This is a genomic window from Cytobacillus luteolus (assembly GCF_017873715.1).
Lineage (GTDB): Bacteria > Bacillota > Bacilli > Bacillales > Bacillaceae_L > Bacillus_BV > Bacillus_BV luteola.
Genome location: NZ_JAGGKM010000001.1, coordinates 626,937 through 642,528, shown reverse-complemented (window position 1 = coordinate 642,528; position 15,592 = coordinate 626,937). Strand labels below are relative to the sequence as shown.

The 15,592-nt window shown below is 34.9% G+C and carries 15 protein-coding genes; 3 read left to right on the top strand and 12 right to left on the bottom strand.

Features of this window, described 5'->3' with window-relative positions:
* Positions 1-6: 6 nt before the first annotated feature.
* The 10 genes from J2Z26_RS03315 to J2Z26_RS03270 form a co-directional block, all read right to left on the bottom strand.
* The gene (locus J2Z26_RS03315; RefSeq protein WP_193538252.1) at positions 7-165 is read right to left on the bottom strand and encodes a hypothetical protein; all 159 of its coding nucleotides are present in this window, start codon (positions 163-165) and stop codon (positions 7-9) included.
* Positions 166-1,410 (bottom strand): Ger(x)C family spore germination protein, encoded by a 1,245-nt coding sequence (locus J2Z26_RS03310; RefSeq protein WP_193538250.1) that lies wholly within the window; start codon positions 1,408-1,410, stop codon positions 166-168.
* Positions 1,391-2,494, bottom strand: a complete 1,104-nt coding sequence (locus tag J2Z26_RS03305; RefSeq protein ID WP_193538248.1) for a GerAB/ArcD/ProY family transporter — start codon at positions 2,492-2,494, stop codon at positions 1,391-1,393. The genes J2Z26_RS03310 and J2Z26_RS03305 overlap by 20 nt, the downstream gene beginning before the upstream one ends.
* A 3-nt stretch (positions 2,495-2,497) precedes the next feature.
* Positions 2,498-4,033 carry a spore germination protein gene (locus J2Z26_RS03300; protein WP_193538246.1) on the bottom strand — a complete coding sequence of 512 codons (1,536 nt, stop codon included), beginning with the start codon at positions 4,031-4,033 and terminating at the stop codon, positions 2,498-2,500.
* A gap of 130 nt (positions 4,034-4,163) precedes the next feature.
* Complete coding sequence (locus J2Z26_RS03295) at positions 4,164-5,735, bottom strand: bifunctional metallophosphatase/5'-nucleotidase (RefSeq protein WP_193538244.1); 1,572 nt, start codon at positions 5,733-5,735, stop codon at positions 4,164-4,166.
* 98 nt (positions 5,736-5,833) lie between these two features.
* The gene (gene phnE / locus J2Z26_RS03290) at positions 5,834-6,628 is read right to left on the bottom strand and encodes a phosphonate ABC transporter, permease protein PhnE (RefSeq protein ID WP_193538242.1); all 795 of its coding nucleotides are present in this window, start codon (positions 6,626-6,628) and stop codon (positions 5,834-5,836) included.
* A complete protein-coding gene (gene phnE / locus J2Z26_RS03285; protein WP_193538240.1) occupies positions 6,628-7,434 on the bottom strand; it encodes a phosphonate ABC transporter, permease protein PhnE in 807 nt (268 codons plus the stop codon). Before phnE (J2Z26_RS03285) ends, phnE (J2Z26_RS03290) begins: the two co-directional genes overlap by 1 nt.
* Complete coding sequence (gene phnC, locus J2Z26_RS03280) at positions 7,427-8,206, bottom strand: phosphonate ABC transporter ATP-binding protein (RefSeq protein WP_193538238.1); 780 nt, start codon at positions 8,204-8,206, stop codon at positions 7,427-7,429. The genes phnE (J2Z26_RS03285) and phnC overlap by 8 nt, the downstream gene beginning before the upstream one ends.
* 163 nt (positions 8,207-8,369) lie before the next feature.
* A complete protein-coding gene (gene phnD, locus J2Z26_RS03275; RefSeq protein WP_193538236.1) occupies positions 8,370-9,275 on the bottom strand; it encodes a phosphate/phosphite/phosphonate ABC transporter substrate-binding protein in 906 nt (301 codons plus the stop codon).
* 198 nt (positions 9,276-9,473) lie between these two features.
* A complete protein-coding gene (locus J2Z26_RS03270) occupies positions 9,474-10,268 on the bottom strand; it encodes an inositol monophosphatase family protein (protein WP_193538234.1) in 795 nt (264 codons plus the stop codon).
* Between the two features lie 139 nt (positions 10,269-10,407).
* Here J2Z26_RS03270 and J2Z26_RS03265 point away from each other — a divergent pair, with 139 nt between their 5' ends.
* The gene (locus J2Z26_RS03265; protein WP_193538232.1) at positions 10,408-11,931 is read left to right on the top strand and encodes an ATP-binding protein; all 1,524 of its coding nucleotides are present in this window, start codon (positions 10,408-10,410) and stop codon (positions 11,929-11,931) included.
* Positions 11,932-11,948: 17 nt separating this feature from the next.
* Here the strand turns inward: J2Z26_RS03265 and J2Z26_RS03260 are convergent, their stop codons facing one another.
* Positions 11,949-12,896 (bottom strand): aldo/keto reductase family protein, encoded by a 948-nt coding sequence (locus J2Z26_RS03260; protein WP_193538229.1) that lies wholly within the window; start codon positions 12,894-12,896, stop codon positions 11,949-11,951.
* A gap of 229 nt (positions 12,897-13,125) precedes the next feature.
* On the opposite strand from J2Z26_RS03260, the gene J2Z26_RS03255 reads away from it, so the two are divergent.
* A complete protein-coding gene (locus tag J2Z26_RS03255) occupies positions 13,126-14,358 on the top strand; it encodes an MFS transporter (protein WP_193538545.1) in 1,233 nt (410 codons plus the stop codon).
* A 50-nt stretch (positions 14,359-14,408) separates the two neighbouring features.
* Here the strand turns inward: J2Z26_RS03255 and J2Z26_RS03250 are convergent, their stop codons facing one another.
* Complete coding sequence (locus J2Z26_RS03250; protein ID WP_227413787.1) at positions 14,409-14,945, bottom strand: hemerythrin domain-containing protein; 537 nt, start codon at positions 14,943-14,945, stop codon at positions 14,409-14,411.
* A 211-nt stretch (positions 14,946-15,156) separates the two neighbouring features.
* On the opposite strand from J2Z26_RS03250, the gene J2Z26_RS03245 reads away from it, so the two are divergent.
* Positions 15,157-15,474, top strand: a complete 318-nt coding sequence (locus J2Z26_RS03245; RefSeq protein ID WP_193538227.1) for a hypothetical protein — start codon at positions 15,157-15,159, stop codon at positions 15,472-15,474.
* Positions 15,475-15,592 lie beyond the last annotated feature (118 nt).

The following is a 15,592-nucleotide window of genomic DNA, read 5'->3' as shown; positions in this document are numbered from 1 at the left end:
TAAAGGTCATTTAAATAACGTAAAGAACGGGAGTACAGCGATCATACAAGCAACCCAGAATACGCCTAATGCACCTATCTTATTTTTATCCTTCCATAAAGTAATGGCATAACCAACTGTGTAGGCAAACATACCAAAAGCCAAAATTCCGTATAGAATGTTCATTTAATCCCTCAACTCTTCTAGGTATGGTACTTTTGCTTGTTTCCCAAATTCACCATATTCAATACTGACCTCCACGTCAACCTCCATGTCTGGATATGATTTCATCCAATCAAACTGATTAAATTCAGGAATGGTTAGAAAATGTTTTCTAGCATGTAGAGAAAGAGAAAACGGTGATCCCCCAAACTCTTCTTGTGACTTTGTTATAAACTTCTCGATATTATAAGCAATTGTTTTTTCAATATGATCTCTTAATTTTTCCTGTTTCTCCCTATCCCTAGCATAATTAGTCATTGCTGGATCTGAGAGTACTTCTACAATTAATGACACATGGATATTGACTGTTGCTGGTGAACTATTTAAATTGATTTTATAATCAATTGGACGTTCTTTAATTATGCGAGTAGCTAATCGATAATCCTCGTTTATAGGATCTTGATAGGTCGTTAGGACATCATTCATTTCGGATGTTTCATCTAATAAAATAGCAATTCTCGTTTCTTGTCCATTCATTTTTCCAATCATCTTGCCTTCTTTAAAAACAGCAGAACCCATAAATTGTGTACGATTAATATCCCCTTCTATATTAATTTGACCGGCCAGGAATTCGTCTTCATTGTGTTTTTTGTCATTGTCACTACTTTCTGTTGTGGTATACATAGCTATAAAAAGGTCAGCATCATGCTCCGTTATTCGAAAGAATCGATGCAGATCTGATTCCGGAATCAATCCAGCTTGAATTCCTCTGTTTATCATAAATTGAAAATACTTATGTGGTCTCGTCTCTTGCTTTGGATCATTTTTTTCTAGGTATTTACTTGCATCTTCCTTAGAAACAGCCAAGAACACATCTCTTCGAATCTCCCTATCTTTTGCAGTTTCATAAATATAGCGAATAAAATCTTTTTCCTTTGCAAACTCCTCAGAAATAACAATCACCTTTAGTAAATCATAGGTGACTTCCTTCGAGACAAGTGCATTCAGGGTATTTCTTGCAGAAATAAAATCATTTACCGTAACTGTTACAACTTCGTGTGGAGGCTCATTAGACCCTGCTCCACCTTGCAAACTCCCTACCTCTGGATTTGCGATTTGAAAACTAACCTTCATTTTGTTTTTATCTTCAGCCTTATCAAGCCCTAATGCAATCACATAGGCTTTTTCCTCAACCTCTGTTTTATCAAAGCAACCTGTTAATAACAAGCAACAACTTACAATAAGAAGACTAATTGCTTTTTTTTTCATTATTAAATTCACCTTTTACCTTTGCCATCACCCATAGTAAGATTGGTAATCCAATAAATACAGGGCTTGAAATATTAAGCAAATACTCTCTTAGAAAAAAAGTAGTAAAAGTAGCAGTTTCTGGTATTAAGCCGAACAATAAATAGACGGTTGCCAATGAAGGAATAACATATTCAAATTTTTTAATCCTAAAAATTCCACCGAATATAACCCCATTTAAATATAAATAAACAGAAAACCGCACAAATGTCGCCAATAACCAAATTGGAAAAAAGAACGTTTCAATATTCGTTAAGAATTTCCCTAATCGTATATATCGTATCATCTCATGAAAGGGATAATTCATCATCTGAACTGACATGTAATCAAAAATGAATAAATAAAGCATCATTGAAATTGTTAATTCTACTATAAGGATAATTAATGATATCCAAACACCCTTTTTAAATGCTTTTTTATCAGTAAGAAAAGGAGCTATTAAGCCTAAAAACAGAATGTCAGCAAAAATAGAAGTTTTTAGGACACTCTCTTTAAGAATTTTTTCTATCCCAGGTCCAAAAAATGGAAAAATACTGTAAATATGCCCTTCCTGTAAAGCCAGAACGAAAGCCATAATTAAGGCAACTTTAATATAAAAAAGAACTAGCCATGCTACACTTCCAATATTCTTTATTCCTCTTTTTGCTCCATATACGCAAACAATCATCAATAGTAAATAGACGATTGGTAGAGGTGTCTTTGGAAAATATAATGAGCCAATAATATCTACATACCCTTTTGAATCAATCACCATTGCTGCAGACCCTACCATGAATAAAAGAAATGAAACAATACTGCCAACTATCTTCCCTAGAAGATGTATATTAACATCATGAAGATTTTTATCCTCATAATTGCCTATCACCTTTAAAAAAAAATAAATTGGGATGATTGCGATTAGGCCTGAAATAAGGGGAGCCATCCAAGCTGCACTTTTTAAATCCTCTAATAATAAATCTGGTGTATCATCAGATAACTTTACACCAATGATGATGATGGTGATTGCTATAAACTCACGAATTCCTACTTTATCGTTTTGCTGCATTGACTATTCATTACCCTTCTTGACAATATCTTTTGGCTTTAAGTATCCTGGGCGATATGTTTCATTTTGGAGTAACTTTCTAAATATTGTATCCTTTGATGATTTATACCTCGGTGACATAGGTGCCAAATAAGGAATACCAAATGATTTCATGGAAACAAGATAAAATAATCCCACTGTAAATATGGCGGTCATACCATAGATTCCAAATAATCCAGACGAGATGATAAAGAAAAAACGTATGATTCGTATTGCGTAATTTAAGCTTATGTCACTTACGGCAAATGAGCTAACTCCACCTAAGGCTACAACAATTATTACAATCGGACTTATGATATTTGCCTCTACAGCTGCCTGACCTAGAATTAAAGCACCTACGATACCAATAGTCGGACCAATTGGGCTAGGGACCCTTAGACCTGCCTCCCGGATTAACTCAAAAGCAATTTCCATTAGTAAAATTTCTAGTAAAACTGGGAAAGGAACTTTTTCTCTTGTTGCTGCAATCGCTAACAAAAGATCCGGAGGAATCATTTGAGCATGGTAATTAGTAACTGCCACATAGATTGCAGACGTAAATAAAGCAATAAAAACAGCAGCAATACGTAGTATCCTAGTAAAATTTCCATATATAAAACGTAAGTAATGTTCCTCTGGTGAATGGTAGAATGACCAAAAAGTTGCCGGAAGGATTAAACAGGCTGGTGAACTATCCATTAGTAATACAAAATAACCGTCTTCTAAGAATGCTGCGGCTCTATCTGGGCGTTCTGTATAGAGTAGGGTTGGAAAAAGAGATAATTTACGCTCTTCAATATGCTGTTCTAACAAACCTAAATTTTGTATAGCATCAGTGTCTAGTGACTTTAGTCTATTTTTAATATTAGATAGTAATTTGTCATTCGCTAAATCCTTAACATATAATAAGAACACATCATTTTTTGACCGTTTAGAAACGGTAGTTGTTTCAACCATCAAATTTTCATTTAATATTTTTTTTCGGATAAGCGAGATATTTGTCTCCGCGTTTTCGTTAAAGGACTCCTTAGGACCTCGTAACACATTTTCATTATCCGTTTTTTCTACTGCTCTTGATTCAAATTTCGTTGTATCGAATACATAAGCCACTGAGGTGTTATCAATAAATAAGACAGTATTACCGTGATTAATTTCATTTAATATATCTTTAATAGTAGAAGCAGTAGTAATCTTCTTGATTGTTACAATATCAGATATCTCTTTACTCTCACTTTCATTTGTAAGTAAAGGCAGTAGTACTCGTTCTTCAATGTCCTCACCATTAGAGATGGTTTTTACAAATACAAGTGCCGCTTTCTCGTTTACTTTGCCAATGGTGAACTCTCTTAATGTGACATCCGTGTTTTGCGGGATAGAATAGATTGATTTGAATATAGTTTTAACCTCTTCTATCCCTGTAGGGATGTTCCGTTCCTTTAATTCGATCTCCTTTGTTGAAGGCACTTCTTTTATTTCTTCTTCTTTGGGCTTTAAACTTTTCACCCACTTATCCCAGTTCATATAAATTTCCCCTTAGTTTTTAGTTTAGTTTGTACCAATAGGGGAAAATTATTACAGATTTACTAGCTTTTTTATAATATAAAAAAGCACTTGGCAGGATTTCCATACCAAGTGCTGTTATATTCTTTTCTTACCATATAACTTTCCAATTATGATTTACTGTTGCCTCAATTGTTCCTTTTGAGAGAATATAGTTTGCAATAACCTCCGACATATCAAGAGGTATATCTTTAATAACTCGTTTGTTTTTAAACATGCTATACTCTCCTCCACCACCTGCACGATAATTATTCATAACAACATCATATTCTCCTGAAGGATCTATTGGTTTCCCCTCATAGGTTAACTGTGTCACTCGCTTCCCAAACGGTTTTGATATATCCAAAATATACTCAATTCCTTCCCACATGTCATAGTTATAGTGCTGTGGTTTTGGTGTCGTAAAGGCAGGGTTTACTTTTACTTGGCCATTGTCGAGCTCAAAATAACTTGCACATCTTTCAAGCGCTTCTTTCATATCCTCACCTGAAATGCGTATTACCTTGAGTGTATTTGGATAAATGTAGTTCGAGACAACATCTCTCATTGTAATACATTCCGGAAAACCTTTTGATGTGTTATTAAAGAGGGCTGTATTTGAAATAGACACTTCGGCAATGTCCATTTGAACTTTATTAATAAATTCGACCAGTGCGTTATCCTTTAGCCGGGTTTCAAACGAATCCTTTATCGTCATATCCCCAAGCAGTGTTCCCATTGGCTGGTCTAGCCATGTTTGAGTAGCATTTTCATAGTCTTTAACTAATTCAGTAATATCAGGATCTTCATCTATTAAATCAACTGAAAGAAGTTGAGAGTCTGAGTGGTCAATTTTCCATGACCCGTTTTCGTTTGTTAGACCTAATGTTATTTTCCCTAGCATTTGTGCATTAAAACTCGGTTGGATAACTGTGACACCGTTAATGCTTCCGGATATTGATCGGTGCTGATGACCGGTGATTAAAACATCTATCCCTTCAATCTCATAACACATACGATATCCCTGATTTTCACCTGTAGGAGTTTCAGTTGGCTCACCTGTTTCAGGATCACACTCAAATCCACCATGATATGAGACCACCATAATATCAGGTTTCTCCTCTACGCGTATTTTCTTAACCCATGTCTTCGTCGTTTCAAGTGCATCCTCAAATTTAAGACCAGTAATATGTGAAGGGTTCTCCCAGTTTGGTATATAATGAGTGGTTACACCCAATATAGCTACTTTTAATCCACTCGGGAATTCTTTTATAATGTATGGCTTCCCAAAGCTCGGTTCATTTGTCTTAGAATCAATAATATTCGCAGACAACCAAGGAAAGGTTGATTCGTTAACCGCTCGATTTAATACATCCATTCCATAATTAAACTCATGATTACCAATAATAGCCGCGTCATAATGTAACTCATTTAGGATTTTGATCATAGGATTCATTTCCTGACCCATAGAACGAACAAAATGATAAGTAAGTGGTGTTCCTTGAATTAAATCACCGTTATCAAGCAGCACTAGATTAGCAGCATTCTTTCGTTCTTCTTTAATAATTGAAACAATTTTTGATAGACCTAACTCAGTGTAAGCATTATTGCCATAATTAATTGGTAGTACATTTCCGTGTACATCACTTGTGACTAAGATGGTTAACTCATTCTGATTACTCATTTCTTTATCTCCTTTCTTTTTGGAAATAACTATGTAAAAAAAGCACTTTCTGTCAAACAGGAAGTGCTAAATAGTAGATCTATAATGTTAACCTATTTTTAAACGATACGTTGACGAATCTTCCCAGAAATTAAATCCATAATGGTTACGAAAACAATGATAATGATTAGCATCATACCTACTTGCTCCCAGTTACGTTGCATTGACGCAATGATTAGAGGAGCACCAATACCACCGGCACCTACAACCCCTAAAATCGTGGATGAACGTACATCCACTTCAAAGCGATACATCGCATAGTTCGAGAACTGTGGTATAACCTGTGGAATTACACCAAACCACATAACTTGCAGACGATTTGCCCCATTGGCTTTAAGCGCCTCTAGTACTTTCATATCTATTGACTCAATAACTTCAGAATATAATTTTCCTAGTCCACCAATAGAGTGTATCCCGATAGCTAGTACACCTGCATATGGACCCATTCCTACAGCAGCAACAAAGATAATCGCTAACATAATTTCAGGGAAAGCACGGATACCATTCAGAATCCATTTCCCGATATTAGACAACTTTGACATATTTCTTGCTGCAAGAAAACCAAAAGGTATGGCTAATACAGCCGCAATTAATGTTCCAGCATAAGCGATTAAAATTGTTTCAATCATATAATATGTGTATTCAGGAATCTTTGCTCGAACATCCGCTATAAAAAACGGGTCCCAGAATAAACGTTTAAAGATAGCAGCTGGACTTAATGAAGATCCACGGAAAGATAGATCGGTCATTGTTAGTGCAACATAATACAAATATATAACTACAATTGCGATGACACCAATTTGCCATCGATTCTTCTTAACTGGTGGTTTAATTGTTTCTGTTGTCTTACTCATTAGATAAATCGCTCCCTTATTCGGTTACTCACAAAGTCAATAATCGTAACCGCGATAAACGTCATGATGACAATCGTAGAAACATTACCAAAATTAAATAGTGCTAGTTGATGTTTCAAGATTAATCCGATACCACCTGCACCAACAAACCCTAGTACTACAGAGGCACGAACATTGATTTCTAACACATATAACGAGTAAGAAGTAAAGTGCGGTAAAATTTGTGGCATAACACCATACCAAATAACTTGAATAATGTTCCCACCAGTTGCGCGAATTGCCTCTAACGGATTTGGATCGATGGCTTCAATTGTCTCACTAATTAACTTTGCTAATATTCCTAGAGAAAAGATAAATAATGCACCAATACCAGCTAGTGCACCGATACCCATTAATGCTACTAAAATAACAGCTAAAATAAGTTCTGGAATTGTACGTAAAATGTTTAATAGAAAGCGTACAGTACTATAAAACCCTTTACTTTTATTAATATTGGAGGCCGCTAGAAAACTAATAGGAAGTGCAAAAATGGCTGAAAGTGTAGTAGCTAAAAGTGCCATATTCCACGTTTCAATCAAACTTCCCATCACCTTATCTACATAGCCCCAGTTTGGTGGGAAAAGATCCTTTATAATAAAATCAATAACAATTGGCAAACCTTCGATAATTCGATCCGGATATGCCTCTGTAAAATAGGCAGCTCCAATATAGAGAACTACTATTACTAACAAAATACTTGTAAAAGTAGCCTTCGTTTTGGCAGGAACAATAGGAATTTTTTTTGTTGGCTCGGCTAGTTTACTCATTTTCTTCTACACTCCCGCGCAAATCATCTTCCTTAATAGGACGACCGTAAATTTGCTCGAATGTTTTCTCTGTAACTGTGGATGCAGGACCATCGAAAACAATCTCTCCGCCACGCATGCCTATAATACGATCTGCATATTCCATTGCCATATCAATAAAATGTAAATTTACAATGGTAGTAATACCGTCTTCTTTATTAATTTTCTTTAAATCTCTCATAACAATGTGAGAGGTTGGAGGATCTAGACTCGCAACTGGCTCATCTGCAAGAATATACTTAGGTTGTTGTGTTAAAGCCCTTGCAATACTAACACGTTGTTGTTGTCCACCACTTAATTGATCAGCCCTTGAATAAGCTTTTTCTTCAATCCCAACCCTTTTTAAGCTATTAAGAGCTAATTGTTTATCTTCTTCAGAAAAAAGACCAAGAAGACTTTTTAGTGTGCTTGTATGACCTAAACGACCTGTTAAAACATTTCGTAAAACAGACATTCTATTAACAAGGTTATAATTTTGGAATATCATCCCAATGTTTTTTCTTAGACCTTTAAGATCTCTTTCTTTAAATGTTAATGTGTTTTTTCCATCTATTAACAACTCTCCATCAGTAGGTTTAACCAGTTGGTTAATACTTCTGATAAAAGTGGATTTTCCTGCTCCTGATAAACCAACGACAACAATAAACTCACCTGGGTTTATTTTTACATTTACGTTTTTTAAACCCTGGTGACCATTTGGATATGTTAGAGAAACATTCTTAAATTCAATCATTTTTGTTGCTCCTTTACTCTCATTTAGAACCTAGCTTCACCAGGTCAATTTCCTATAAAGTATTGCCTAAATAACAAATTTAAAGATTCAGATATTCACTCGATAAAAAAGAGAGGAAGAATGTTAATCTCCTCTCTTTGTATTTTGAGATTGTATATTTATATTATTGACCTAACTGCTCTTTAAATTGCTCATAAACTGCTCGAACAACATCATATTCTTCATCAGTAGATTCTGCAATTCCATCCCAAGTGTATACTTCGTTCATAACTGCTAATACTTCTGGGTTATCATTAATTGCTAAGAATGCTTCTTTAATTTTGTTAACCCACTCTTCAGATAAACCTTTACGAACTGAAACTCCATCATTAGGAATGTCTTCTGTGTGACCAATTACTACTACTTCTTCCATAACATTTGGATGATCTTTTTCTAAAACTGTACGTGCATCATCGAAAGTAGTTGCAAAGTCTGCTTGTCCTTCAAGAACTGCTAATACAGCATTGTCATGTCCACCAACAGCAGTTTGCTTAAAGAATGTGTTAATATCTGCAACACCTTTTTGAGTTAATAATGATGCCGGGAATAAATATCCAGAAGTTGAAAGTGTATCTCCAAACGCCCAAGTTAAACCTTCTTTTGCTACTAAATCATCGATAGATTTAAGTCCAGAATCAGCTCTAGCAATGAATTGTGCTTTATATGTATCAGATCCACGACGAATTGCCTTAACCACAGGCTGAACTTCTGCACGCTCTACTGCTTGAACATAACCAAATGGGTTTGTAAATCCGATGTCAATTTGACCAGTTCTCATACCTTCAACTAAACCAACAAAATCAATCATAACTTCAGCTTTTACAGGTACTCCAAGTTTCTCAGTTAAGTACTCTTCTAAAGGCTTAACATTGTCAGCAATTTGGTCAGCTTCCTGTGAAGGAATGAATCCCATAGTTAATTCTTTAATTTCTTCTTCTTTTTTCTCGCCAGTACCTTCGTTGTTCGAACCACATGCTGCAAGAGCCAAAACCATTGTAAGGGCTGTTAGCAAAGTTAAAAACTTTTTCATTCTTTTGCCTCCTAGATAATGAAAGATTATAAAAGTTGAATCGATTTTCATTATATATTAAAGCATTCAATAATTCGACATAAAATTTAATTTATTTACAAAAAATTTACTTAAGAGAAACTTTGCAATCTTTTGTAACATTAACTTTTTAGAGATTGTGGCCATAAAAATTGCATCTTTTTTAATGTACCAGTCAACCTATTTCTTATTCACATTTTGATAAACCTCATCTAAAACATGCTTATTCGAAAAGTAGGTAATACCAGGACTAAAAACATCAATGTCCTTATCATCAACTGTTTTCATTAATCCATCAACCTCACCTAAGATAACCATTCCTCCAGCAATATCCCAAGAGGAAAGACGAAAATCTATATACGTATCTAATCTGCCGCTTGCAACATAAGCAATTTCTAAAGCAGCAGAGCCTATATAACGAGTTCCTCTCGCTTTCTGAATCATACTAGTAAAAATTGTGTAATCAACATATCTATTTGGTACAAGCCAAAGTTGATTAATACTAATATTTGCTTCTTCCAACGTTTTTTGAGGTAATCTCGGTAACAATTGATTATTTAAATAAGCACCTTGTCCAACTTGTGCATGAAATAGTTCATCTGCCACCGGGTCATACACAAATCCAATTTTTGGATTGCCAAATTCATAAATACCAACAGAGATTGCGAAATTTCTCTTTTGATGAACAAAATTTGTTGTTCCATCAATCGGGTCCACTATCCAAACGATTTCTTGGTTTGGATCATATTCTTGGTCACTCGCTAGACCTTCTTCTCCTAATAGGAAGTGTTCAGGATAATTCGTTGCAATCCGATCAATAAAAAATTGTTCTATTTCCTTATCCTTTTGAGTAACTAAATCTGCTGCAGAAGTCTTATACTCTACTTTTACAGTTTCCTTTGTAGCGTTTCTTAATATTTCGCCTGCCTCAAGTGTCCAAGCTTTTGCTGTCTCATAGATTTCATTCCAGTTCATATGTCTACCTCCTTGGTACTATCCTTAAAAGTTATATAAAAATTACGATGTGGTCAACTATTATTCCTACATTTACTTTAAATCAACACTATACTATAGTTGAAATGTATGAAGAAACTATTTTTAAGGGGTAACAACTTTGAAGCTAAATACAGTAATCAGGAATCTATTAATCTACTTAGCAATTGTTTTACTACCCACCAGTATTACTAGTTATCTATTAATCCAATATAAATATGACTCCCTAGAAAAAGAATTTATGGAACATACTGATTGGACATTACAATTTTATAAAAACCATTTTGATCGATTTATTGGAGAAACAATTGCTACCACAGAGGCTCTTGCTCTTGTGATTAACCCTGGGCAATATGAAATAGCAGAGATAGAGGATGTCCTTAGCAAAGCCCATAGTCAAGATTCAAGATACTCAGGTCTCTACTATGTTAATGAACAAGGCGATATTTTAGCCTCATCTGTTAACTTACAATCTCCGGTCAATTTAGCGGACCGTGAATATTTTCAGGACGTGGTTCGTTCTAAAAAAACAGTTATTTCCAAAGCACATACAGGAAGAGTAAGTAAAAGGTATATCATATCTATCGCTACGCCTGTCACCCAAGAAGCTGACTATAATGGTTATTTACTTCTAAGTATTCGCTTGGATTATATCGAAAATGAAATGAAGGTCTTAACACCTAACACTTTTATTCGAGTAACTGAAATGGATGGAACTGAAATTCTTAGCACAGCTTCTAAATTTACAGAGTCAAAAGGTGAAGCCATCTCAACTACTCTTACACATACACCTTGGACACTGGAGGGAAAACCTAATTTTACTTTATTTCCAAAAGAAGAGCTGCTTAATGCTGCCTTTTCCTACATTATTACTACTTTTATTTTCACTAACATTTTATTGATATTATTGAAATATGTACTTTTACGTAGAAAAACTGCGTTTGAAAGTGCCCAAAATGAAGCTCAAAAGCTAGAACTTGTTGGAACACTAGCTGCAAGTACTGCCCATGAAATTAGGAACCCCCTCACTGGAATTAAAGGGCTCATACAATTATTAAGTGAAAAATACACAGACACGGAAGACCAATTCTATTTTTCTGTAATTGATGAAGAAATAAAACGAATAAATGAGATCATTAGTGAATTTCTAGTACTTGGAAAACCTACTGCGGAAAAAACCGAGGATAATGATATTAGAAAAATTATAAGTGAACTTGACCCACTTATTCTCTCCGAAGCGAACCTTTACAATATTAAGTATCGTGTGATAAACGATGGTGAACATCCATTACTAGTTAAATGTACAAAAGATCATATTAAACAAGTAATTCTAAATTTGACAAAAAATGCTTTCCAGGCAATGCCTTCAAACGGAACAATTGTCATTCAACTCCAAAAAAGTTCAAGTAATTGCCTAATAACCATCACAGATACTGGTCAAGGAATTCCTAAAGAAGCCCTATCAAAAATATTTGAACCATTCTTTACGATGAAAGATACAGGGACAGGACTAGGATTAGTTGTTTGTAGGCGAATTATCACTCTATATGGAGGAACAATTGAAATTGAGAGTGAAGTGAATGTTGGTACGAAAGTAAAAATTATATTACCACTTTCCATAAAGAAAACAGGCTATGAAGCGTAGCCTGTTTTCTTTTTAAATTATATTGTTAAAACGGTTTCAATTTTTTCGATTGTCTCAAAACTCAAGACAACATCTGCTGCACGAGCATTTGCCTCGATTTGTTCAGGATTTGACGCACCCACTAGAGTACTCGCAACATTAGGTTGGCGTAAGATCCATGCTAGAGCTAACTCTGGCAAAGTGATTTCCAGTTCCCCGGCAATTTCTTCTAAGCGGTCTAACTTCGTTAAAACAATATCATTAATAATTTGTTTTACCCAAGTGTTAACCTGCTCATTAGCACCCCTACTACCAGTTGGGAATTGTCCTCCCTTATATTTACCTGTTAAAACACCTTGAGCAAGTGGTGAAAACACGACCTGGGAGATACCGTTCTTTTCACTGACAGGAATTATCTCGTCTTCAATGTCTCTATGAAACATATTATATTGAGGCTGATTTACTATAATTCTATCCATTAAGTACTTATCTGCGATTGATACAGCTTCCTGAATTTGTGCTGCAGACCACTCACTAACTCCCGCATATAGAATTTTCCCTTGACGAACAAGGTCATCAATTGCTCTTAATGTTTCATCAACTGGTGTATCATGGTCATATCGGTGACAGTAAAAAACATCAATATAGTCTAAGTCCATCCTTTTTAAGCTAGCATTTACTTGTTCAACTATATGTTTTCTTGACAGTCCTCGATCATTCGGACCATCTCCCATCGGCCAAAATGCTTTTGTGGTTATTACATAAGATTCTCTACGATAATCTTTAAGAGACTTTGCTAGTATCCTCTCACCTTCTCCTCGTTCATAAACATTAGCCGAATCAAAAAAATTAATACCTAATTCATATGCTTTATGTATAGTTTCAGAGGCTACCTTTTCATCAACTGTTTTTCCAAATGTAAGCCAACTACCTAAACTTATTTCACTTACCTTAAGTCCAGATCGTCCTAAACGACGATATCTCATACGATGAATCCTCCTCTAATAACCTAAAATAATATTTATATTTAACCTACCTCTAATTTATCAGAAAATTTAAAAACCGTAAAGTTCATCTTACCTATCACCCAGGAAATAATTCGTCGAATAATGTAGGTTTTTAGAAATGATTAATAATAAATATACCTTTACAAATCTAAAGAAAAGGGTTTTTATTGAAGGTGTATATAACATGATAAAAGGAGTATCTCCGCCTATGCTTGCAACTAGTAAAATAGCATCATCTAAAACCATTCCAGAACAAAAAACTGCCTACAGTATCTTATTTATGATTGGATTATGCCATTTATTAAACGATTCCATTCAAGCAGTTATACCTGCAATGTTTCCTATTTTACAGAAATCAATGGGTTTAACGTTTACACAAATTGGTTTTATTGGTTTCTCATTAAATGTGGTCTCTTCCGTCTTACAGCCTGCTGTTGGTTGGTACACTGATAAAAAACCATTACCCTATGCCTTACCATTCGGTTTAACTCTAACGTTTTTTGGCATTATCGGTTTAGCCTTTGCTCCGACATTTTTAACCATCATCATAGCAGTACTTTGTATAGGTTTTGGTTCAGCTATTTTCCATCCAGAAGGTTCTCGGGTTGCATATATGGCTGCCGGAAATCGTAGAGGGTTAGCACAATCCATTTACCAGGTTGGTGGAAACTCAGGTTCAGCATTAGGACCAATCATTACTGCATTAATTCTTGTTCCACTAGGACAGTTTGGTGCTATTTGGTTTTCTATTGTTGCTGCAACAGCTATTGGACTATTAATCTATATTGCAAGGTGGTATTCAACTACCTTAACATTCCTTTCAGCTAAACCAAAACAAAAAACTGGTGGTTTAGAGACAGGGTTGTCCTTCTCAAAAGCAATAAAACTTGCCTTATTAATTATCGTCATTCTCGTTTTTGCCCGATCTTGGTATATATCATCTATAACAAATTTTTATGCATTTTATGTTATCGAAGTGTATGGCTATACAATCTCGCAATCTCAACTTTTTATTTTCATATTCTTAGCAGCAGGTGCAGTTGGTACATTTTTTGGAGGTCCTTTGGCAGACCGTTTCGGTAAGAAAAGAATTATCTTTTTATCTATGATTGGTGCTACACCTCTGGCCATCCTATTACCTTTTGTAAACCCATTAATTGCTTACGGACTCGTTGGATTAATTGGCTTTATTCTTATGTCGAGTTTTTCAGTAACGGTAGTCTACGCTCAAGAATTATTACCAGGTAAAATAGGTACGATGTCTGGATTAATAGTTGGCCTTGCTTTTGGGATGGGAGCAATTGGGTCGATTGCAGTGGGGTCGTTGGCAGATATTTTCGGCTTAACCTCTACTATTATTGCTATTGGATTTCTCCCCCTTCTTGGTCTATTGACCTATTTGCTTCCTTCTGATGAAGAAGTAGAAACTTGGAATACGTAATGTAAAAAGACTGTCGAAAAGTATTTTTCGGCAGTCTAACTATTTTGCATTTATTTTATTTCATTTATTCTTACTTCAAGTTCGTGTTTCTCTTCATCAGACAACATTTTCTCAGCCATTGGAAACAATACATTCTCCTCTTTCATAAAATGATCAGTTAAAATTAAATAGGCTTCACTTACATAGGAAGCTAACCTTTTAGCATCATCTTTCAATAAATTGTCAGAGAGATGTTCTGTCTCCATTAAAAACTTACCTATGTTAGACTTTGCCTGATCATGTTCATATTCCATAACTGCAATTGGCCCTGAAGTTCTTCCAATATATTTTTCCATCATCTCAAAAAGAACACCTTCCTCTCTTTGTGAATGTGGTTCTAACACGGCAACAAAGCTTTCTACTTTCTCTCGTAATTTCTTTATAACTTCTAAGCACTCTGCTTCTTTCGTTTTCTCTATATTTGACGAAATATCATATAATTCTTTTTTCATTACATTTAAGGGACCATGCTCATCTTTTAATTGTTGCAAAGGACTACATAGATTCATTACTTCCCTCTGAAACATACTACTCATACAACCAGACATTTTTCATACCCCCTATATATTTATAAATAAACTATACCTTATCCATGTTTTAATATAGGTGATACAAATCACATTATCCTTTATTTTTAGGGAAGAAGACCATTTTGTGAACTTTTTCTGAAAACTTAAAATATTTTAACATTAGGATAGCGTTTTCACATATAATAAAGATAAATAAAATTTACAGTTATCTTGAAGGGAGTGTTTTCTCATGAATTATCAGGAATTTTACCAAAAGCCCTTAGTGCAAATTGGCCACAAAGATGCACAAGCTTTACTAAGTGAAGAGGAGTCTCACTGGTTAATTGCCGTTGAAGGAACAGAAGTTGAAAAAGGAAATAAAAGATATCATTGGAAGCTTTTTGTTTTCACTGCAAATAAAGATGGCACGTTTGATTACTCATCACCTTATTTTAGCACCCCACAAATTTCTTGTATCCACGATGCATTTAGAATGGCAACAGAATTAGAATGCCAATGCAAATCTGATAACTTCTCCTCCTATCCCCTTGCCACACAAATCGGTTAACCCTCCTTAAAGCTTTACCTTTCTTTTTACACCCATTTGTGAAATAATGTACACTCTATGAATATAGTATTAATACATATTTCAACCAGCATTAACCTTCAATATAAAAAGAGCAATT

Bases quoted from the DNA above. Each gene is read 5' to 3' on its own strand.
- J2Z26_RS03245 (WP_193538227.1), top strand. From the start codon at position 15,157: ATGAATTATCAGGAATTTTACCAAAAGCCCTTAGTGCAAATTGGCCAC.
- J2Z26_RS03255 (WP_193538545.1), top strand. From the start codon at position 13,126: ATGCTTGCAACTAGTAAAATAGCATCATCTAAAACCATTCCAGAACAA.
- phnD (WP_193538236.1), bottom strand. From the start codon at position 9,275: ATGAAAAAGTTTTTAACTTTGCTAACAGCCCTTACAATGGTTTTGGCT.
- J2Z26_RS03295 (WP_193538244.1), bottom strand. From the start codon at position 5,735: ATGAGTAATCAGAATGAGTTAACCATCTTAGTCACAAGTGATGTACAC.
- J2Z26_RS03300 (WP_193538246.1), bottom strand. From the start codon at position 4,033: ATGAACTGGGATAAGTGGGTGAAAAGTTTAAAGCCCAAAGAAGAAGAA.
- J2Z26_RS03305 (WP_193538248.1), bottom strand. From the start codon at position 2,494: ATGCAGCAAAACGATAAAGTAGGAATTCGTGAGTTTATAGCAATCACC.
- J2Z26_RS03270 (WP_193538234.1), bottom strand. From the start codon at position 10,268: ATGAACTGGAATGAAATCTATGAGACAGCAAAAGCTTGGACACTTGAG.
- J2Z26_RS03250 (WP_227413787.1), bottom strand. From the start codon at position 14,945: ATGTCTGGTTGTATGAGTAGTATGTTTCAGAGGGAAGTAATGAATCTA.
- J2Z26_RS03260 (WP_193538229.1), bottom strand. From the start codon at position 12,896: ATGAGATATCGTCGTTTAGGACGATCTGGACTTAAGGTAAGTGAAATA.
- phnE (WP_193538242.1), bottom strand. From the start codon at position 6,628: ATGAGTAAGACAACAGAAACAATTAAACCACCAGTTAAGAAGAATCGA.
- J2Z26_RS03310 (WP_193538250.1), bottom strand. From the start codon at position 1,410: ATGAAAAAAAAAGCAATTAGTCTTCTTATTGTAAGTTGTTGCTTGTTA.
- phnC (WP_193538238.1), bottom strand. From the start codon at position 8,206: ATGATTGAATTTAAGAATGTTTCTCTAACATATCCAAATGGTCACCAG.
- J2Z26_RS03315 (WP_193538252.1), bottom strand. From the start codon at position 165: ATGAACATTCTATACGGAATTTTGGCTTTTGGTATGTTTGCCTACACA.
- phnE (WP_193538240.1), bottom strand. From the start codon at position 7,434: ATGAGTAAACTAGCCGAGCCAACAAAAAAAATTCCTATTGTTCCTGCC.